10 protein-coding genes are annotated in these 21,797 nt (G+C 72.8%); 9 read left to right on the top strand and 1 reads right to left on the bottom strand.

What is annotated here, in order from left to right; genetic code table 11:
- Positions 1 to 786: 786 nt before the first annotated feature.
- A complete protein-coding gene (locus BMY04_RS15190; protein WP_091182443.1) occupies positions 787 to 1,860 on the bottom strand; it encodes a glycoside hydrolase family 172 protein in 1,074 nt (357 codons plus the stop codon).
- Positions 1,861 to 2,120: 260 nt separating this feature from the next.
- Here BMY04_RS15190 and BMY04_RS15185 point away from each other — a divergent pair, with 260 nt between their 5' ends.
- The 9 genes from BMY04_RS15185 (at position 2,121) to BMY04_RS15145 (ending at position 21,702) form a co-directional block, all read left to right on the top strand.
- Complete coding sequence (locus BMY04_RS15185) at positions 2,121 to 4,667, top strand: GH116 family glycosyl-hydrolase (protein WP_091182440.1); 2,547 nt, start codon at positions 2,121 to 2,123, stop codon at positions 4,665 to 4,667.
- 150 nt (positions 4,668 to 4,817) lie between these two features.
- The gene (locus BMY04_RS15180) at positions 4,818 to 6,155 is read left to right on the top strand and encodes an ABC transporter substrate-binding protein (protein ID WP_232506420.1); all 1,338 of its coding nucleotides are present in this window, start codon (positions 4,818 to 4,820) and stop codon (positions 6,153 to 6,155) included.
- On the top strand, positions 6,152 to 7,093 hold the full coding sequence (locus BMY04_RS15175) for a carbohydrate ABC transporter permease (RefSeq protein ID WP_232506419.1): 942 nt from the start codon (positions 6,152 to 6,154) through the stop codon (positions 7,091 to 7,093). The genes BMY04_RS15180 and BMY04_RS15175 overlap by 4 nt, the downstream gene beginning before the upstream one ends.
- Complete coding sequence (locus tag BMY04_RS15170; RefSeq protein WP_091182438.1) at positions 7,090 to 7,974, top strand: carbohydrate ABC transporter permease; 885 nt, start codon at positions 7,090 to 7,092, stop codon at positions 7,972 to 7,974. Before BMY04_RS15175 ends, BMY04_RS15170 begins: the two co-directional genes overlap by 4 nt.
- Positions 7,971 to 8,669, top strand: coding sequence for a hypothetical protein (locus BMY04_RS15165; protein WP_091182436.1), 699 nt, complete (start codon positions 7,971 to 7,973; stop codon positions 8,667 to 8,669). Before BMY04_RS15170 ends, BMY04_RS15165 begins: the two co-directional genes overlap by 4 nt.
- A gap of 77 nt (positions 8,670 to 8,746) precedes the next feature.
- Complete coding sequence (locus tag BMY04_RS15160; protein ID WP_139209884.1) at positions 8,747 to 11,272, top strand: GH116 family glycosyl-hydrolase; 2,526 nt, start codon at positions 8,747 to 8,749, stop codon at positions 11,270 to 11,272.
- 56 nt (positions 11,273 to 11,328) lie between these two features.
- On the top strand, positions 11,329 to 12,345 hold the full coding sequence (locus tag BMY04_RS15155; RefSeq protein WP_232506418.1) for a LacI family DNA-binding transcriptional regulator: 1,017 nt from the start codon (positions 11,329 to 11,331) through the stop codon (positions 12,343 to 12,345).
- A gap of 721 nt (positions 12,346 to 13,066) precedes the next feature.
- On the top strand, positions 13,067 to 13,588 hold the full coding sequence (locus tag BMY04_RS22845; RefSeq protein WP_091182430.1) for a 4'-phosphopantetheinyl transferase family protein: 522 nt from the start codon (positions 13,067 to 13,069) through the stop codon (positions 13,586 to 13,588).
- 128 nt (positions 13,589 to 13,716) lie between these two features.
- Entirely contained in the window at positions 13,717 to 21,702 is a 7,986-nt protein-coding gene (locus BMY04_RS15145) for a non-ribosomal peptide synthetase (RefSeq protein ID WP_091182427.1), read from the top strand.
- Positions 21,703 to 21,797 lie beyond the last annotated feature (95 nt).

Below are 21,797 nucleotides of genomic sequence, written 5' to 3'. Positions count from 1 at the left end.
CCGGGCAGCAAAAGGTCGAGCCACCCCGACAGCAGCGCGGACCCCGACCACGCCGGGGCACCAGCCATCCTCGACCGAGATGCAAGAGGTGTGTGGACTCGTTCTGACGAGTTCTGCCCGCAGCGGGCGATGCGAGCAGGCTGAGCTGGGCCTCCTGAGCGTCGCCGCTCAGCCCCCGCCAGGGCCTACCCGTCGGCGCAATCCCGTGGTGGAGGTGGTCGGTCATGCACCTACGTCGAGAGTTGCGCTGAGTCGGAGGCGTGTGGCTCGGTCCGCGGGGGGAGGGTCTCGGACCGTCCGCCCGCGCCGCTGGTCTCGGGAAGGAGTCGAGCTCCGCCAGCGCTGAGCTCGACCGTCGCGAACGCGGCACGAAAGCCAGATTCTCTGATTCGGTCCTTCTTGGCTGCCCGACGTGCGCGGCGTGTAGACCTCGTCTCCAACGGGCAGACCTCCGCTGTCCGGCGAGGGTCGGGAGCTTCGCGCAACGTTCGGGTTGCGCACTGCCTTGGTGACCGGCTGCCTGGTGCTTCGTCAGGGGCTTGGATCATCGCCCGGCTCGACCTGGCGGTCGACGTCGACGACAGGGTGACGCCGGATCGCGGAACCGCGTGATCGACGGCATGTCCCTGGTGGTGACGTGAAGGACGGCGGGTGGGCGCACGTGCGCGACGTATCCGCACCGGGCCAGCAAGGAACGAGCAGGTCCCAGGTCCAGCACTGTCTACGCCGAGCGCGGCTCGCATCCGTGGAGGTGCGAGCCCTGATCCGGGTTCGCCGCCGAGGCCATCAGACGGCCAGGGCGTCGACGTCGGGCAGTGGCGGGCGGCTCGTCGACGGTCGGTCGAGGTAGAAGAACGCGGTCGAGGCGATGTCGTCCCGCAGCGGCAGGTAGCGCCCGCCTGACTGCCACCCGAGCGCCTGCACCTCCACCCGCAGCCGCTCGTCGAAGTGGATCGGGTCGGGAACGTGCCAGCGGTACATCCCGAAGCGCTGCTGGCTGCGGTAGAGCCCGTCGGGACGCAGCACCTGCGGCAGCCCGAGGTAGGGCGTCGAGTACGGCGTGTAGCCCGCGCCGGGCACGTCGAAGTTCCACGCCCCGCCGAAGTAGTCCTCGGTGCCGGTGCCGCAGATGGTGGGGAACTCCGAGTCCGCGTCGAGGTAGAACTTCATCTCGCCCTCGCCCCACCAGCCGGGGCTGTTCGAGCCCCAGGCGAGGTAGGTCCCGACGTACTGGCCGCGTCCCTCGACCCCGTCCAGCAGGACGTGCGTGGTCCGTTCGGGCAGGGGGTTGCTGCGGCGGAACTGGGCGTGCAGGACACCGGAGGCCCGGGCCTCCTCCTCGACGTCCGGTCCGACGGCGTAGGTGATCTGGAAGTAGACGGTCGCCGGCTCCGTCCCGCGGTTCTCGAGGGTGAGCCGGGCGCCGTCGTGGAAGGGCATCGGCCAGTACGCGTTGAAGCCCCCGTGCGGGTTACAGGCCACCATGGCCGAGCTCACCTGCGCGAAGGTCTCCCAGCCGCTGGCGAAGAAGTCGCCGACCGGCACCTCGACCGCCGGCTCGGTCGAGCCGTCCCACCAGGCCCGCAGCGCGAGCGTGCGCCAGTGGCGGCGGTGCGTGGTGAGCCAGACGTGCGTGATCGTGCCGGTGCCCTCGATCTCGGCCAGCACGTGGCTCTCGCCGGGCTCGACGACGACCGACGGCGAGACCTTCCAGCCGCGGCCCAGGTCCCGGGCGCACGCGGCGCCCGTCCCTTCCGTGGCGCGGCCCCCGCCCCCGGACGCCCCGTCCGGGTTCTCGGGGCTGATCGAGCGGGTGCGGACGCATCGGAGGCGGGCGACGTCGGTCGGCGGCAGGGACATTGGCGCTCCGTTGCGGGGTGGGGCAGCGAGGTCCTGCCAGTCATCGGATGACTAGCTGGTCTCCGCGCTTCTCGTAATCGATTACAGCGACCGTGACGCACGACCGCAAGGGTTCGCACCAGATAAAGATCTGATCTCGCCCTTGACCGAGTAAACGATTACTGGCAGCGTGACGAGCACGACGGTGCCGTCGAGCGAGCTGGTGAGGACGACGTCGCACCCGTCATCTCCCGTCCGGCACGCACCCTGAGGAGACCGCGATGGCTGCGGCAGACCCGACGACCGCCCCCGCCTGGAACACGGCACGGAGCCTGGGCGCAGACGCCGGCGTCGCCGCCTTCCCGCTCGGGGGGATCGGCACCGGCAACGTCTCCTTGGGCGCGCGGGGCCAGTTCCGGGACTGGGAGATCGCGAACCACCCCGACAAGGGCACGTGGCTGCCGTACACGTTCTTCGCCATCCGCGCCCAGCCGGCCGGCGGCGACGCGGTGACCCGGGTCCTAGAGTCGCAGATCCGGCCGCCGTACGAGGGCGACTCCGGGCTGCACATCGGCAAGGTCGGCGGCCTGCCGCGCCTGCGCGACAGCCGGATGCGCGGGGAGTACCCGCTGCTCGCCGTCGACTTCGACGACGACGACCTGCCGGTGGAGGTCGAGCTGGAGGCGTTCACGCCCCTGGTGCCCCTCGACGTGCACGCCTCCAGCCTGCCGGCCGCGGTGCTGCGCTACGTCGTGCGCAACCCGGGTCCGAGCGCTGTGGCGGTGACCGTGGCCGGCTCCATGTCGGCGCCGATCGGGATCGTCGACCACACCGTCTTCGAGTCACCCGTCTTCGAGGGGCACCCGTCGGTCCGGCGGCGCACCGAGGGTGGGCTCACCGGGCTGTCCTTCGGCACCGACCTGCCCGAGGGTCACGTGCTGCACGGGTCGGCGTGCCTCGCGACCGCCGACGCGTCGACCACGTCCACGGAGCAGTGGCCGGTCGGGTTCTGGGCGGACGGGATCCAGGTCTTCTGGGACGACCTCGTCCAGGACGGGCGCCTGGAGGACCAGCCGGAGACCCTGCCCGGCGGGTCCGCGCTCGACGGCAACCTCGAGGAGCTGCCCCGGCTGCGGACCGGCAGCATCGGGATCGTGGCCGACCTCGGGCCGGGGGAGACCCGCACTTTCGAGTTCTACCTCGCCTGGCACACCCCGAACCGTCCGCACGCCTGGCAGGGCATGGCCGGGCTGAGCGACGCCCCGCACGCCGGCGAGACCATGCTCAACCACTACGCGACCCGGTTCGCCGACGCCTGGGCGGTGGCCGCCTACCTGCACGACGAGCTGCCCGCGCTGGAGGGGGCGACCCGGGCCTTCCACGACGCCCTCTTCGGCTCGACCCTGCCGCCCGAGGTCGTCGACGCGGTCTCGGCCACGCTCGTCGCCCTGCGCAGCACCACCTGCCTGCTGCTCGACGACGGCACCAGCGAGGGCCAGTTCGCGGCGTGGGAGGGCAGCTTCGCGCACGCCGGGAGCTGCGAGGGCACCTGCACCCACGTGTGGAACTACGCCCAGACGGTCGCCCACCTGTTCCCGTCGCTGGAGCGCAGCGCCCGGCGCAACGAGTTCCTGCACGAGACGCTGCCGGACGGGCGGATGCGGTTCCGCAGCAACTCCGTCTTCGGCAACGAGCCGCACGAGTTCCACGCCGCCGTCGACGGCCAGCTCGGGACCGTCGTCCGGCTCTACCGGGAGTGGCTGTTCAGCGGTGACGACGACTTCCTCGCCGAGCTGTGGCCCGGCGCGCGGCGCGCGCTCGACTACGCCTTCACCACCTGGGACGCCGACGGCGACATGGTGCTCGACAGCCAGCAGCACAACACCTACGACATCGAGTTCTACGGCGCGAACTCGCTGGGCAACTCGATGTTCCTGGCCGCGCTCCGCGCCGGCGTCGTCATGGCCGAGCACCTGGACGACACCGACACCGCCAAGCGGTGGTCCGAGGCGGCCGACCTGGGCGCGGAACGCACCGACGCGCTGCTGTGGAACGGCGAGTTCTACGTCCAGCGCACCGACGACGTCGACGCGCACCGCTACCAGTACGGGCTGGGCTGCCTGTCCGACCAGCTGCTCGGGCAGACGTTCGCGCACCTGACCGGCCTCGGGCACGTCCTGCCGGCCGACCACGTGCGCAGCGCCGTGCGGGCGATCCACCGCCACAACTTCCGGCACGACTTCAGCCGCTACCACAGCGTGCAGCGCACGTACGCGCTGAACGACGACCAGGGCCTCGTGCTGTGCACCTGGCCCGACGGGGGACGCCCGAGGATCCCCTTCGTCTACAGCGACGAGGTCTGGAGCGGGATCGAGTACCAGGTGGCCACGCACCTCGTCTACGAGGGCTTCGTCGACGAGGCACTGGAGGTCGTCCGTGCGGTGCGGAACCGGCACGACGGCCTCCGGCGCAACCCGTGGAACGAGGCGGAGTGCGGCAATCACTACGCGCGGTCGATGGCCAGCTACGGCGTGCTGGTGGCGCTCAGTGGCACGGGCTGGGACGGCCGCTCCGGCAGCCTCCGCGTCGCGCCCCGGGCTGCCGCCCTGCACGCGGACGGCTCCGGCCGGCTCTTCGTCAGCCTCGCCGGCGGGTGGGGCCGCGTCGAGCTCGACCGGCACGGCGCCCGTCTCCACCTGCTCTGGGGCGAGGTGGACCTCGACGAGCTCGAGGTCACGCACCCCGACGGCCCGCGCTTCGCGCTGGCGGGCGCCACGCGCGTCCGCGCCGGCCAGAGCGTCGAGCTCGACGTCGCACCCGCGGGCTGACCCCGCGCCCCTGTCCGTCCCGGTCCCGGGCCACGCGGAAGCCCACCGACCACCTCTGCAGCACCTCCGCGGCCAGCACGGCAGACCCGAACCAGATCCAGAGCGAAGGAGCCCTCGATGGTGAGTCACGCAGGTGGAGCAGTTCCCGGAATGTCCCCGCTCAGGCGGTCCCTGGGCCGGCGGAGCTTCCTCAGGTCCCTCGGCGGCGCAGCGCTGATCCCGGCGGTCGGCCTCCCGCTCGCGGGCTGCGGCGGCGACTCCGGCTCCGGAGGCGGGAGCGGCGGCGGGGGTGGCGGCAAGCCGAGCGGCTCGCTGACGTTCGTCTACTACGGCGACGCCAACCAGCAGAAGAGCTATGAGGCCCTGTTCACCAAGTTCCGCAGCGAGCACCCGGAGATCACGCTCAAGGCCCAGGGCATCGCCGCCAAGTCCTGGGCGGACTTCGCCAACACCGTCTCGACCCGGCTCGCGGGCGGGCAGCCGCTCGACGTGGTCCAGATCGCCACCGAGGGCCAGCGGATCTTCGCCTCCAAGGGCCTCCTCGAGCCGCTGGACCCTTACATCGCCAAGGACCAGGCGATGGTCGACGCGTACTACAAGGACACCTCGCCGGAGATCCAGGGCTGGCTCAAGCAGTACGCCTCGCCCGACGGGAAGACGTACTACATCCCCGGCGGCTACAACACGATGGCGCTGTACGTCAGCGACAAGATCTTCTCCGCGGCCGGCGTCACGCCGCCGACGGACACGTGGAGCTGGGACGAGTTCCGGGCGGCCGGCGAGGCGATCAAGTCCAAGACGGGCGCGTTCCTCACCAGCGTCGGGTCGGGCTACTTCACGGACGTCATGCCGTGGCTGACCAACAACGGAGCCAGCACCTTCAACGAGGACTGGACGCAGATCACGTTCAACAGCCCTGCCGCGGTCGAGGCGCTGACCTTCGCCCGCTCGCTCGTCGTGGACGGCTTCGCACCGAAGCCGGGCGGCACCTTCGACGCGCCGACCGCGCTGTCGCAGGGCAAGATCGCCTCCTTCGGCGGCGGCCGTTGGCCCACGCTCGATCTGGTGCGGCTCAAGGCGGTGGACGGCGTCGAGCTCGTGAAGTGGCCGATGAAGGCCAAGGCAGGTTCGCCGGTCGGCTGGGACGCCTGGCCGATCCTGAAGGGCTCGAAGAACAAGGACGCCGCCTGGACGCTGATCAGCTACCTGATGTCGCAGGAGTTCGGCGAGCAGACCGTCGTCGGCGGCGGCGCCGTCCCCGCCCGGATCTCCGTGGCGACCGGACCCTCGTTCCTGCAGAACGCGCCGAAGAACACCCAGCTGCTCTACGAGCTGCTCAAGGTGGCCACCCCGATCCCGGCGCCCAACCGCGGGGCGGAGATCCAGGCGGTCATCGAGGACGCGTGGCTGCAGGGGATCAGCGGCACCAAGGACCCGCAGACCGCGCTGAACGACGCCACCACCAAGCTGCAGAGCCTGCTGACGTGAGCACGGTCGCCCCGGCCCGCGTGCTCGAGGAGACGACCCACCGGGCTCGCCGGCACCGGGCCGGCGGCCGCAGCGCACCGCTGGCCGGGTGGCTCTTCGTCAGCCCGGCGGTGCTGCTGTTCTGCGTCTTCATCCTCGGCCCGTTCATCGCGGCGATGGCCCTGAGCCTGTTCTCCTACGACCTGCTCACCCCGGCGCAGTTCGTGGGGCTGAAGAACTTCCGCACGCTGCTCACCGACACCACCCTGGTCCGAGCCCTCGGCAACACGTTCGTCTTCGCCTTCGCCTCGGTGGTGACCCACCTCGTGGGCGGCCTGCTGCTCGCCGTGCTGGTGAACCGCGGGCTGAACCGCGTCCTGTCGTACTTCGTGCGGGTGGCGGTGTTCTTCCCGTTCCTGATCTCGTGGGCGGCCGTCGCGCTGCTGTGGAAGTACGTGCTCGACCCGAGCTTCGGAATCGTCAGCTACTACCTCGGCAAGATCGGGATCACCGCTCCGGGCTGGTTCACCGACCCGGCCTGGGCCCTGCCGTCGATCATCGGCGTCGACTTCTGGCACACCATCGGCTACACGTTCCTGATCATGCTCGCCGGCCTGCAGACCGTCCCGGCCGAGATGACCGAGGCGGCCCGGGTCGACGGGGCCAGCCGGCTGCAGTCGTTCGTCTTCGTCACGCTGCCCCTGATGACGCCGACGCTGTTCTTCGCCTCGGTGATCACCTTCATCGGCGCGTTCCAGATCTTCGACCCGGTGCAGATCATCACAGCGGGCGGGCCGGACAACTCGACGGTCACCGCGGTCATGTACCTCTACCAGACCGGCTTCCAGGCCTTCCAGATCGGCTACGCCTCGACGATCGCCCTGGTGGTGTTCGCGGTGATCATGCTCGTCACGATCCTCCAGTTCTGGGGCTCGCGGAAGTGGGTGCACAACGCATGACGACCGTGACGACGACCCCTGCGACCACGTCCCGCCCCGCGCCCGAGCACCGGCGCCGGCCGTTCCGCGTCGGACGGCTGGTCAAGAGCCTGCTCCTGCTGGTCCTGGGCGTGCTCATGCTCGCCCCGCTGGTCTGGCTGATCTCGACGAGTCTGATCGAGCCGTCGGAGGCCTTCCAGCTGCCGCCGGCCTGGATCCCGCACCCGTTCAGCCTGCAGAACTTCCGCGACGTGGTCGACCTCATCCCGATCGCCCGGATGGCCCTCAACAGCCTCGTCGTGACGCTGATCAGCGTCGGCGGCTCGCTGCTGGTCGCCTCGCTCGCGGCGTACGCGTTCTCGCGCCTCCCCTTCCCGGGGCGCGAACCGCTGTTTGTGCTGCTGCTCGCCGCCCTCATGGTCCCCGTCCAGCTGACGGTCATCCCGATCTTCATCCTCATGCGCCGGCTCCAGCTGATCGACCACCTCGCGTCGCTGTGGCTGCCGGCGCTGATCAACGTCTTCGCGATCTTCTTCCTGCGGCAGTACTTCAACACCATCCCGCGCGACCTGGACGAGGCGGCCAGGATCGACGGCGCGGGGCACTTCCGGGTGCTGTTTCAGATCCTCGTGCCGCTGGCCGGGCCCGCGCTCTCGGCGCTGACGATCCTGGGGTTCGAGGCGTCCTGGAACAACTACTTCGGACCGCTGATCTTCCTCAGCACGCCGGAGAACATGACCCTGCCGATCGGCCTGGTCTCCTTGTCCGCGGGCCAGGGCGGGGGACCGGCGGCCGTCGTGTTCGCCGGCATCACCCTGGTCGTGGCGCCGGTGCTGATCGTCTTCCTGGTCTTCCAGCGCGCGTTCGTGGAGAGCGTCGCCTCGGTCGGGATCCGCGGGTGAGCGCCGTCGGTCCGGTCAGCGCGTCGGGGCAGCGGCCGGGCGCCCTGCGCACCGCGTGGTCGGAGCTCCCGGTGCTGCTCCTCGGGTCCGTGCCGGTCGCCGCCGCGTGGGCCGTCCTGCGGTCGCTGCCCCCGGGCTGGGGCTGGCTCGCGCTGCTCGGGGTCGGGCTCGTGGTGCTGCCCGCCCTCGCGGTGCTGGTCCGTGGGTGCGAGGTGCTGCTCGAGGGGGAGCGCGTCGGCGTGGCCGACCTGCTGCTCGACCTCGTCCGGTGCTGGCCGACGGCCGCGCGGGTGACCGTGGTGCCGACTGCAGCCGCCCTGCTGGCGCTGATCGGCCTCCACGTGTGGCGAGTGAGCCACCAGACCTGGGTGCTGGCGTCGGTCGGCGCCTGCCTGGCGGTCACCGTCGCGACCGCCGTGGTCGCGGTGGTGGCGCTGCCGTACGTCCTGCGCACGGGTGAGCCGGCGAGGCGGACCTGGCTGGTCTGCTCCTACGTCGCGACCCGTGACCTCGTGCCGGTGCTCGCCGTGGTCTCGGCGCTCGGGCTCGGGGTCTGGGGCGCGGCGCACCTCAGCTTCGCCCTGGTGCTCCTGCTCCCCGCGCCGCTCGCGCTCGTGTGGGCCTGCGCCCTGGCCACGGCCACCCGCCGGAGCCGGGCCCGCCTCGCGAGCCGGTCCGGCCCTCGACCCTCCTGACCGCTCCCGCACGCCCGCCTGGCCGCCGCACAGCTCCGGGCATCCCCTCCACCCGCTCGCCCGATCCTGGAGACCCCGTGACCGCTCCCGACTGGCCCGTGCTGCGGTCCTACGACGCCGACCACCTGGACCGCATCTCCCTCCCGCTCGGCGGAATCGGCACCGGCACCGTGGGGCTCGGGGGACGCGGAGACCTCCGCGACTTCGAGATCGGCAACCGGCCGGCCAAGGGATTCCAGCCCGGCACCGCGTTCTTCGCCGTCCGCGCCCAGGCCGACGGGCAGGCGCCGCAAGCCCTGGCCGTCGAGGGGCCGCTGCCCACCAGCGCGTACGAGGGGGCGTTCGGCTCGCCGACCCCACACCACGGACTGCCGCGGTTCCGCCGGTGTCGCTTCGACGCCGCCTACCCCTTGGGCCAGGTCCGGCTGTCCGACGACGACTTCCCCCTCGAGGTGGTCCTGCAGGGGTTCAACCCGTTCGTCCTCACCGACGTCGCGACCAGCAGCCTCCCGGTCGCGGTGCTGCGCCACCGGCTCACCAACCGTTCCTCCCTGCCGGTGCGTGCCACGGTCGCCGCGTCGATGTCCAACGTCGTCGGGGCCAACGGCACCGAGGCGGCCACCGGGCGCAACACGAACGAGCTCCGGACCGCCGACGGTCTGGCCGGCATCGTCATGACGGCACCGGACCTGCCGGCGCGGAGCGAGGCGGCGGGGTCGGTAGCCATCGCCCTGGTCCTCGACGGCGCCACCACGCCCAGCCACAGGACCGCGTGGGCCGACCTCAGCTGGGGCGGCGGCCTGCTCGACTTCTGGGACGACCTGCTGCAGGACGGCCGGCTCGACGAGCGCACCGGCGCCGCCGATCGACCGGTGGCCTCCCTCGCCAGCGAGGTGCTGCTCGCACCCGGCGAAACCAGGGACGTCACGTTCCTACTCACCTGGTGCTTCCCGCACCGGCGCGCCTGGCGCTCGGAGGACCACGGCGGCATCGACCAGGGCGAGTACAGCGACGAGGTCGTCGGGAACGCGTACGCGCTGGCCCACCCCGATCCCTGGCGCACGGCCGTCGACCTCGTGCCGCGCCTGGCCGACCTCGAGGCGGCCACGGTGGCGAGCGTCCGTGCCGTCGTCGAGACCGACGCGCCCACCGAGGTCCGTGAGGCCGCGCTGTTCAACCTGAGCACGCTGCGCAGCCCGACCGTCTTCCAGACCGCGGAGGGGGAGTACTACGGCTGGGAGGGGGTCGGCGACCGGCAGGGCTCGTGCTACGGGACCTGCACCCACGTGTGGGGCTACGAGTTCGCGACGTCGCTGCTGTTCGCCGACGTGGCCCGCTCGTTCCGTCGGACGCAGTTCCTGCGCTGCACCGACGAGCGGGGCCTGATGAGCTTCCGCACCGGGCTGCCGGCCGAGAAGTCGCAGAGCTGGCGCCTGGCGGCGGCCGACGGCCAGATGGCCTGCGTCGTCCACCTCTACCTCGACTGGATGCTGGGCGGTGACCGTGCGCTGCTCGAGGAGCTCTGGCCCGGCGCGCGTCGCGCGCTGGAGTTCTGCTGGGTCGAGGGCGGGTGGGACGCGGACCGGGACGGCGTGATGGAGGGCGTCCAGCACAACACGATGGACGTCGAGTACTACGGCCCGAACCCGCAGATGGGCTCGTGGTACCTGGCGGCCCTCTGCGCCGCGGAGGAACTGGCGCGGGTGGTGGGCGAGGAAGACTTCGCCGACGAGTGCCGCCGCCTGTTCACCTCCGGGTCGCGCTGGCTCGACGAGCACCTGTTCAACGGCGACTACTACCGCCACGAGGTGCGGCCGGTCCCGGCAGGCGGCACGATCGCCGAGGGGCTGCGGCACCGGAGCATGGGGTCGTCGGACACCGAGGACCCCGACCTGCAGCTGGCCGACGGCTGCCTCGTGGACCAGCTGGTGGGGCAGTACGCGGCCGACGTCGTGGGCCTCGGCCCGCTGCTCGACCCGGGCCACGTCGCCACGGCGCTCGCCGCCGTGCACCGCCGCAACTTCCGGCACGGCTTCACGCACCACGCGAACCACATGCGCAGCTTCGTGCTCGGCGAGGAGTCGGGCGTGCTGATGTGCACCTACGACCCGGGGCGACGTCCGACGAGGCCGTTCCCGTACTTCACCGAGGTCATGACCGGCTTCGAGTACACCGCGGCGACCGGCCTGCTGCAGGTGGGCGCGGTCGAGGAGGGCCTCGAGATCGTGCGGGCCGTGCGCGACCGCTACGACGGAGCCCGCCGCAACCCGTTCGACGAGGCGGAGTGCGGGCGCCACTACGCACGGGCGATGGCCAGCTGGTCGGCCTTCGCCGCCTGGAACGACATCCGCTACTCCGCGCCGACCGCGACCCTCACCGTCGGCGACCGACCCGGGCGTGGACGGTCGTTCTGGTCCACCGGGGCGGCCTTCGGCACCTGGGAGCCGGGTGGCGCGGATACCTCGCTCGGCACGCTGACGGTGGTCCACGGCGAGCTCCCGCTCGACCGCCTGGTGGTGGACGGCATCGCGTACCCGTACGAGGGGGTAAGTCTGGGTGGGGGATCGGCCTGGACCGTGCCACCGGCCGCTGCACGCGCGTGAGCGGCGGAGGCGGCGGGCCACCCCTCGGCCGCCGCCGTCCGGGCGCGGACGGCGCCGTGGCGACGAAGGGGGCATCGGTGGTCAAGATCGTCGACGTGGCGGAGGCGGCTCAGGTGTCGGTCGCCACGGTCTCGCGCGCGCTGAACAACAACGCCCGCGTCGACCCCGTGCTGGTCGAGCGCGTGCGGGAGGCGGCCGAACGGCTCGGCTACCGACCCAACGCGGTCGCGCGCAACCTGCGCCGGCAGGGCACCCGGGTCTGGGCGCTGATCATCACCGACATCAACAACCCCTTCTACACCGCGGTGGCGCGGGGGGTCGAGGACCGGGCCCAGGAGGCGGGCTACTCGGTGCTGCTGTGCAACACCGACGAGGACCAGGCCAAGGAGGACCGCTACCTGCAGGTCGCGGCCCAGGAGCGCGTGGCGGGGGTGATCCTGGCGCCGCGCTCGACGGTGTCCGACACCTCGATCCTGGAGGCGAACGGGATCCCGCTGGTCGTGGTCGACCGCCAGCTGGACCGCGAGGCCGACTTCATCACGGGTGCCTCGTTCGAGGGGGCGGTGATGGCCACCGAGCACCTGATCCGCGAGGGCTGGCAGCGCCCGGCGTGCATCACCCGCCCGTCCGACACCGACACCACCGAGCAGCGCCGCAAGGGCTACGAGGACGTCGTGCGCCGGCACGGGCTGCCCGAGACCGTGCGGCACGTCCCGTTCCACACCGACGGCGGGGTGTCCGCCATCCGCGAGCTCTTCGACGGCGACGACCCGCCGGACTCGCTCCTGACAGTCGACTCGATGCTCGCCCTCGGCGCCCTCACAGAGGTCCAGCGGCGCGGGCTGCGCCCCGGCCGCGACGTGGGGATCATCGGCTTCGACGACGCGGTGTGGACGACGGTCGTCGACCCGCCGCTGTCCGTGGTGGCCCAGCCGGCGTACGAGATCGGCGCCGAGGCCGCCCGGCTGCTGGTGCGCCGAATCCGCGGCTTGGGGCCCGCCACCCCCCAGACGCTGATCATGAGCACGACGTTGATCCTCCGCGGCAGCAGCCGGCGCGTCCGCCGACGCTGACACCGGGTCCGCTGCCGTTCCGCCTCACCCGTTCGTGCTCGGCCTGCGGCTCGACCGCGCTTGGGCCGTGCAGGTGACGCACCGGTCCAGCACCTCTCCGACCACGAGGTCGATCACGCGGGGCTGTCATGTGTGGGGATCCGGCGAGGGTGCGTGGTCGTAGACGATCCAGGTGATGTACTGCCCCGCCTCGTCACGCGGTCGAGCCGGCGCTGTGCGTCATGCGCCACCCTCCTCGAGCAGGCGTACGAGGCAGCGGAGGAGGCTTCTCCACGCTGATCGGCGCCACCTTCGGTGCAGCCAGGGACGTGGGCGCCACCCGATCACCGGGCGACCATGTCCGGCTCGTGACCACGACCAGTTTGAGTGGTCGCCACTCTGTCGAGCGGCGCGGTGCTCGCCGAGGCTGGGGACACCCCCGATCGAGAGACCCTTCATGCACGCCCCCGACCTTGCCCGATCGTCACCCCTGACGACTGGACGACGACCGCTGTCGACCACGGCACCCGCTCCCGGGCCGGACGACCGGTGCCCGCCTCAGCCTGGTGGCTCGACGCGGCTCCCGAGCACGTCGACCGCGCCGGTGGAGGCCACGGTGTGGCACACGGACCTCGCGAACCTGCGGCCTCGTCACGACCAGCTGCTGACCGAGGTGGATCGGCGACGCCGAGCCGGACTGCGTCGCCAGGACGATCGCGACAGGCTGACGCTGGGAATCGCTTTGGCACGTCTCGGTGCGGCGAACGAGCTCGCCGTCGCCGTCGCCGAGGTCGAGCTCGATCGCACCTGCCCCCGCTGCGGCGGCGCCCACGGCAAGCCCGTCTTGACCACGAGACGGGCGCACCTGTCGATCGCGCACAGCGCGGGCACGGTCGCCGTCGCCGTCTGCCGGCCCGTTCCCGTCGGTCTCGACGTCGAGGCCCGCACGGCGGCGGATCCAGCCCTCGCGGCCCTCGTCCGTCCCGAGCGGCCGCCGACCGACCCCCAGCACGCGCTGCAGCTCTGGTGCCGGATGGAGTCGGCGGTCAAGGCCACCGGGGACGGTCTGCTCGTGCCGATCCAGCAGGTGCGGGTCAGCGAGGCCGACCAGCCGCCCCGGCTGCTGGGCTACCCCGGGCGCCGGCTCGAGGTCAGCATGCACGACCTGACGCTCCGTCCCGGGTACGCGGCGGCGCTGAGCGTGCTGACGGCCGAACCGGTCACTGTCCTGACCCGCGACGCGACCGCCCTTCTCGGCCTCTGATCGGCCGGCCTGCGACGTCAGGCTCAGGAAACCAGGCCCACGGCACCCAGGCCCACGGCAACCAGGTCCGCGAGGCCAGGTGCTCGCCTCCACCCCTCTTCCCCCGAGAACGACGCCAGGAGACCCCCATGCCCCCGCCCCCTCGCCACCACGACGCCGCCCTGCCCCGAGGAACCGAGCCGACGGCCGACGACGTGACCGGTCCAGGGCACCCCGACGTGCAGGAGCGGCCGCTGAGCTCCGGGGAGCGAGCGCTGTGGGCGCTCCAGCAGGTGACGGGCGAGGCGAGCCTGGCCACGGTGGTCTTCAGCGCGCGCCTCTCACGACGACCCGACGCAGCGGCGTTGGAACGGGCCCTGCGCGAGCTGTGCCGCCGCCACGACGTGCTGCGGACCAGCTACGCGGAACGGGGCGGCGAGCCGTACGCGCTGGTCGGCCCGGCTCTCGCGCCCACGCTGCACCGACGAACCGTGCCCGACCCGACGGGGCTGACGGCCATGGTCGCCGCGGAACGGCAGCGACCCTTCGACCTCACCCGGGCCCCGCTCGTCGCCGCCACCCTGGTGTCCTGCACCGGCGACGGGTCGACCTCGTTGCTCCTGACGCTGCCGCACGTCGTCGTGGACCTGTGGTCGGCCCGGCTCCTCGCCGACGATCTCGGGCACCTCTACGACGTGGAGGTCGGGGTCGCCCGACCGGCGTCCACCAGCAGCGGACAGTACGTGGACTTCGCGCGCTGGGAGAGCGACTTCCTCGACTCGGGGCAGGCCGAGGTGCAGCGAGACCACTGGAGACGTGAGCTCGCCGCAGTGCCCACCACCATCGACCTGCCGACCGATCGGCCGCGCCCCGCCCGGCAGAGCAAGCGCAGCGGGAGCTGGTCGACCACCGTGACCGGGGAGCTGCGCGCCCAGGTCGAGGGGATCGCCCGGGTCGAGGGGACGACGGCCTTCACCGTCCTGCTGGCTGGCCTGCAGGTCGTCGTCCACCGGTGGTCCGGCCAGCCGGACGTCGTTCTGGGGACGCCCTCGCACGGACGCAACCGTGCGGCGTGGCGGGACACGGCAGGCCTGTTCGTGAACACGGTTCCCCTCCGCTCACGCCTCGGGGGCGACGACACCTTCCGCCGCGTGCTCGCCAGCGCCGACCGCTCCGTCCGCCAGGGGCTGCGCCACGCGCGGCTGCCCTTCGCCGAGCTGGTGCGCTCGGTGGCGGTGCCGCACGACCCGTCCCGCGCCGCGCTCTGCCCGGTCGTCCTCGCCTTCCAGACCACGCCCAGCGCAGGCCCCTCCCGGAGCAGCCTGGGGCTGGCCGGTCCGGTGGACCCCGACACCGACCTGGCGGTGGGGGACTTCGGCATCCAGCAGGCGCTGGGGGAGGTCGACCTCAGTGTGATGGTCGCCCCTCAGGACGACGGGTACCGGGTCCCGCTGGACTACGCGGTCGACCTCTTCGACGAGGGGACCGTCGCCGCCGTGGGCCGGTCCTGGCTCACCGTGCTGGACGCGGCGACCCGTGACCTCGACGCGCGGGTGGTCGGGCTGCCGCTGCTGACGCCCGACGAGCGTGCGGCCCGCCTGGCCGCGATGACCGGTGACGCGCTCGACCTCGGCGTGCCGGACACCCTCCCCGAGGTGCTCCGTCGCACCACCGCCCGCGACCCGGGAGCGGTGGCGCTTCTCGACGACCGCCCGGAGGGCGTCGGCCGGCGCTGGACGTACGCCGACCTGCTGGCCCGCGCCGAGCTGATCGCCCGGCACCTGGTCGCTCGTGGCGTACGTCGCGGGGACCGGGTCGGGGTGTGCGTGCCCCGGTCCTTCGAGGCGGTCGCCTCGCTCTGCGGGGTGCTGGCCGCGGGAGCCGCGTACGTGCCGCTCGATCCCACCTACGCCCCGGCCCGGCTGCGCTCGACGGCCGAGGACGCCGGCTGCGCGACCACGCTCGTGACGGCGGGGACCGAGGCGCTGGTCGGCTGGGGAGACGCACGGCTGCTCGTCGACGCCGACCTCGCCGACCTGGACGACGTCACCGTCGACCCACCGGTCGGCTCCGACGCGGCGTACGTCATCTACACCTCGGGCTCCACCGGGCGGCCGAAGGGCGTGGTGGTCGAGCACCGAAGCGTCGTCAACCACAACGCCGGGTTCGCCCGGCTCACCGGTCTGGGCGCGGCCGACCGGCTCCTGCAGTTCCACTCGCTGAGCTTCGACGCGTCGGTGGAGGAGATCTTCCCCACCCTGATGGCCGGCGCCAGCCTCGTGGTCCCGGTCGACACCGCGCTGCGCGCTCCCGTCGAGCTGGAACGCCTGGTCAGCGCCGTCGGCATCACCCTGCTCGACCTCCCGACCGCCTACTGGCACCAGTGGGTCGAGTCGATGAGCACGGACCTGCGCACGACCTGCCCGACCTTGCGCCGCGTCACGATCGGGGGCGAGGCGGCGGCCAGCTCGAAGCTCCTGCGATGGCAGGAGCAGGGCGGGCCGGTCCTGGCGAACTCCTACGGGCCCACGGAGGCGACCGTGGTCTGCACCCTCCACGAGCCGGAACCCGTCGGGGCGGGGATCGTGCCGATCGGCCGGCCGCTGCCGAACACCCAGAGCTACGTCCTCGACGCGCTGCTCGAGCCGGTGCCGGTGGGCCTCGTCGGTGAGCTGTACGTCGGTGGGGTCGGCGTCGCCCGGGGTTATCTGGACCGGCCCGGGCTGACGACGGAGCGGTTCCTCGACAACCCCCACGGCCCCGGTCGTCTCTACCGCACGGGCGACGTGGTGCGCACGTCCCCCAACGGGTCGTTGGAGTTCCTCGGCCGCCGTGACCGCCAGGTCAAGCCGAGGGGGTTCCGGGTCGAGCCCGGCGAGGTCGAGGCCGCTCTGGCCGGGTGCGCCGGGGTGCTGGACGCGGCCGTGGTGGTGCGCCCGACCCCCTCGGGCGATCCCCGGCTGGTGGCCTTCGTGACCGGGTCCGCTGATGCCGCCGCTCTGCGCGACCAGCTGGCCGGGGTCCTGCCGCCGTACCTGGTGCCGCAGACGGTGGTCGTCCTGGACGCCATGCCGATGACAGGCTCGGACAAGATCGACTACGCCGCGCTCCCCGAGCTGGCGACGCTGCCGACGGATCCGTCCGACCCGGTGACGCCGACGCTCTCCGCGGAGGAAGCACGGCTCGCGCGCGTGTGGAGCGAGGTGCTGGGTCTGGCGGGCGTGGGGCGCGACGACAACTTCTTCGCGCTCGGCGGCGACTCGATCTCGGCCATCCGCGTGGTGGCGCGCGCGGCGGCCGACGGGCTGACGATCACCGCGCGTCAGCTCTTCGAGCACCAGACCGTGGCCGAGCTGGCGGCGGTCGCCGGAGCCGCACAGTCGGACGTCGAGCGGACGCCGGCCACGGGGGAGCAGCCGCTGCTGCCGATGCAGCGGTGGTTCTTCGACCAGAACCTCACCCAGCCGCAGCACTGGACGCAGTCGGTCCTGCTCGACCCGAGGCGACCGGTCGACGTCGCGGCCCTGGGCCGGGCGCTCGACGCCGTCGTGGCGCGGCACGACGCCCTCCGGCTCGCCTTCCGGTCGGACGAGGCGGGGCGGTGGCACGCGAGCTACGTCGAACGGCCCGCTCCGGTCGAGGTGCGCAACGTGCGCCTGACCGCGTCGGACGAGGACCGGGCGGCGGAGATCGACGCGCACGCCGGAGCGTTGCACGCCAGCCACGCCCTCGCCGCGCCGCCGCTGCTCAAGGTGATCTCGTTCGAGGCCGGCGACGAGCCGGCCGGCCTGCTCCTCAGCGCTCACCACCTCGTCGTCGACGCGGTCTCCTGGTCGCTGCTGATCGACGACCTCGAACGGGCCTACGGTGCCGAGGTCAGCGGGACGAGCGTCACCTGGGCGTTCCCCTCGGCGTCGCTCGCGGAGTGGTCGGGCGACGAGGCGGCGGTGTCGTCGTCGGCGTGCTCGGCGGAGGAGCAGGCCGACCTCGAGAGCGGCACCGGGTCGGTCGCGGTCGTGGTCGACGAGCCGACCACCGCAGCCCTGCTGCGCAGCGGCTCCCTGGGCGAACAGCTGGTGGCGGCCACCGCGCGCGCCCTCGGTCCGGACGACGGACGGGACGAGCCGACCGTCCTGGTCGACGTGGAGCGGCACGGCCGCGACCAGGACGGTCGGCTGGTCGACGTCAGTCGGACCGTCGGCTGGTTCACGCAGGTGCGCACCGTCGCCGTCCCCACGACCGGCGACGATGCAGGACAGGTCGCCGAGATCCGTCGTCAGCTGACGGGGAGGGACCCGCAGCTCGGTGGCCCCGGCGTCGCGAGCGTCAACTACCTCGGAGTGCTCGACCTACCGCCGCGCGCGAGCGAGTTCGCCTTCGTCCGGGCCCAGGTCGGTGCCAACCGCGGGCCGATGAACCGGCGACCGAACCGCTGGGAGGTCGACGCCGCGCTGAACGACGGCCGGCTGGAGATCACCGTGGCGTACGGCGCGCGGGACACCGAGGTCCGGGCGCGAGCCGTCGCCGACCGCATCCACCAGGCGCTCGCCGGCCACCCTGACACACGCGCGGAGCTGGAGCTCACCCCGCTGCAGCGGGGGATCCTGGTCGACAGCCTGGCGGCGGAGGGCGTCAACACCTACGTCGGTCAGCTCGTCTGCCGCTTCGACGACCTGGACGTGCCGGCGTTCGAGGCGGCGCTCGACGCTCTCGTCCGTCGGCACGACGCCCTGCGGACGAGCTTCGCGTGGACCGGCCGACCGCGGCCCGTGCAGGTCGTCGACGCCTCCGCCACGCTCCGGTTCCGGATCTGGGACGGGCCGGCTGTCGAGGAGGACGAGCTGAGCGCGGTCCTCGACGCCGACCTGGCCGAACCCGTGGGGTGGGACGGTCCACCGCACCGCTGGACAGTGGTTCGCGCGGCCGGCGGCGGGTACGCGGTGTGGACCCATCACCACCTCCTCGTGGACGGCTGGTCGCTCGCCATCGTGCTCGGCGACCTCTTCGAGCTCTACGCCGCCCTGCGCGCGGGCCGACCGGAGCCGGCCGCCGGGACGTCCTCGTCGGTGGCGCCCTACCTCGACTGGTTCGCCCACCGCGACGCCGAGCCGGTCGAGCGGTACTGGCGTGGCCGGCTCGGTGGCGTCACCGCTCCCACCGTGCTCTCGCCGCTGCCCACGGGCACCCGAACCGGCACCGACCAGCTGGTCGTCGAGCTCACCGAGGCCGAAGCCCTGCAGATCGCCGACGTCACACGGCGCGAACGGGTCACCACGGCCACCCTGTTCCAGGCCGCCTGGGCCCTGGTCCTCGCACGACGCACGGGAAGCGCAGACGTGGTGTTCGGCGCCGTCACCGCGGGCCGCTCGGCCCCGGTGGGCGGCATCGACGCCATGGTCGGGCTGCTGTCGAACAGCCTGCCCATCCGCATCGACCTGGACGACCGGGAGAGGGTCAGCGACTGGCTCCGCCGCCTGCAGCGCGAGGACGCCGAACGACGAGACCACGAGCAGACGACCTTGTCCGACGTGCAACGGGTCAGTGGGATCCCCCGACCCCGTCCCATGTTCGAGAGCCTGCTGGTGGTGGAGAACTACCCCGTCGCTGACGCCCTCGCGGCAGCCGACGGCGTCGGGCTGCAGGGCATCCGCCTGCGCGAGGCCCTGGACCAACCGCTCGGGATCGAGATCGCCCCCGGCCGGCCGTACCGGCTGACCCTCACCTTCCGGCACAGCCACTTCGACCGGCGCCAGGTCGCCGACCTCGCCGACGACCTCCGGACCGCGTTGCGAGCCCTCGCGGACGGCCACTCCACGCTGGGTGCTCTTCGCCGGTCCGGGCACCCGACCACCGCGCCCGTGGCGGCGCCGCCGAGCGCCGTGCGGCACGACGCTCGACCACCGTGGTCGGCGCCGCTCGCCGGCGTCGAGGCCGACCTCGCAGCAGCGTGGGCCGAGGTGCTGGCGGCGCCCGCGCCGGGACGGCACGACGACTTCTTCGCGCTGGGCGGTGACTCCCTGCAGGCCATCCGACTCGTCGACGAGTGCCGTCGGCGCCTGGGCCTCGAGCTGCCGCTGAAGCAGGTCTTCGAGCACCCGACCCTGGCTGGACTCGCTGCCGCCCTCGTCGATGACGTGCCGACAACCGCGTCGCCGCTGCTCACGCTGCGTCGCGGAACCTCAGGACCGGCTCTCTACCTCGTCCACCCGCTCAGCGGGCGGGGCACGGTCTTCGGTCCACTGGCCCCGCTCGTCCCCGGCTACGGCGACGTCCACGCGTTCGAGAGCGTCCCGACCGTCGACGGGCCGCGCCGCCTGCAGGAGCTGGCGGAGCAGTACGCGGCGGAGATCGAGGCGCGCTCCGACGACCGGACGACGGTCCTGGCGGGGTACTCCCTCGGGGCGATCATCGCCGTGGAGGTCGCCCGGTTGCTCGCCGGCCGTGGTCGTCCGGTGGAGCACCTGATCCTGCTGGACCCGGCGGTCCGCTGGGGGACGGACCTGCCGGACCCCGACCTGCACGAGCTCATGACCGACCTGGCCGGGCTCGAGGGGCTGGCCGTACCAGTCCCGACCGACCTCGACCCGGTGGCGGCCCTGCATGCCGCTGCCCGTTGGGCCGGGCGTCCGCTAGGGGCGCTGGACCTGCCCGCGGCGCGTCGGCTCGTTGACGCCGCGGCCGTTCACCACCGGATGCTGCAGGGACACGAAGTCCACCCGTACGCCGGCGGGGCCGATCTGGTGCTGGTCGACGACCATGCTCACGGGTGGTGCCGACCGCCTCGTCAGCGGCCCGGTCACCCTCCACCGGGTCGGCGGCAACCACCTGACGATGCTCGAACCGCCCCACCTCAGCGCGCTTGCCGCTCTGATCGACCGCCGGTCGCGGCCCGCGTCATGAGTCGCACCACTCGATCGGCGGACCCGGCCCGGTCGAGGGCGGGGCTCGGCGCCGACTTCGCCTGGCTGTTCCGGGCATCAGCGGCCAGCAACGTCGCCGACGGGCTGCGGCTGGCCGCGGCGCCGCTCCTGGTGGCCTCGACGGTGGCGGATCCCCGGATGGTGGCCGCGGCCTTCGCGGTCCAGCGTCTTCCCTGGCTGGTGTGCGCCCTGCCCGTCGGAGCCCTGGTCGACCGGGTGCGACCGGTCCGGGCGCTGACCCTCGCCTGCACGGCTCGGGCTGCGTGCGCGGCCGGGCTGGCGGCCGTGGTCGTCGCCGCTCCGGGGGACCTGGTCGTCCTGTACGCCCCGCTCTTCGTCGGTGGCCTGACGGAGGTGGTGGCCGACACGACGGCGACCGCCCTGGCGCCGGTCGTGGTGGCCTCAGCCGACCTGACCGTGGCCAACAGCCGGATCGCGCTGACCCAGGTGGTCGGCGGGCAGCTGGTGGGACCGGTCGCCGGGGCGCTGCTGTTCACCGTGGACCGCAACCTGCCGTTCGCGCTCGAGGCGGTCGGCTGCGTCGTCGCCGCCCTCGCCGTCAACCAGATCCGCCCTGGTGCGGAAGTCGCTGGCCGGGCCGTGGGCGGCGTCGTCGTGGGGGTTCGCTGGCTGTGGGCGCAGCCGGAGCTGCGCCGGCTGATCGTCCTTGCGGCGTGCACCAGCGTCACCTTCGGCGGGTCGTTCTCGATCATGGTTCTCTACGCAGAGCGTCGACTAGGACTCGCGAGCGCCTGGTACGGCGTCCTGCTGGCCGTCGCGGCCCTCGGCGGCCTGGTCGGGGCCCTGGTTGCGCCCGGCCTCGTACGGCGAGCCGGACAGGGCACCGTGCTGCGCTTCGGTCTGCTGGCCGAGGCTCTCGTCCAGGCCGGCTTGGCCCTCACCCACGCGCCCGGGGTCGCCGGGGTGCTGGTGCTGATCTTCGGCGCACAGCTCGCGCTGCTCAGCGTCACGACCACGACCATCCGCCACCGGCTCGTGCCGCGACACCTGAGCGCACGGGTCGCCAGCGCGTACTTGCTCGCGTCCACGGGCGGGGTGTCAGCGGGCGGGCTGCTGGCCGGGCCCCTCGCGCACTGGTCCCTGAGCCTTCCCTTCGCGGCCGCGGCTGTGATCGACCTGCTGGTGGCGGCACTCTTCTGGCGAAGGCTCGGCGACACCGGTCGCGTGGCTCAGCCCGTAGCCGGGCCACGCTGAGCCTGGACTTCGGTGTCGAGGGTGTCGCCGCCACTGCGTCGACCCGTGCCCGGGGGTGCCGGCGTCCACCACTCGGTCGAGGACCTCGGCTGACC

It is taken from the genome of Microlunatus flavus, assembly GCF_900110855.1.
GTDB lineage: Bacteria > Actinomycetota > Actinomycetes > Propionibacteriales > Propionibacteriaceae > Microlunatus > Microlunatus flavus.
Note: the sequence above shows the minus strand (reverse complement) of the source record. Positions and strands in the feature narration are given on the sequence as shown.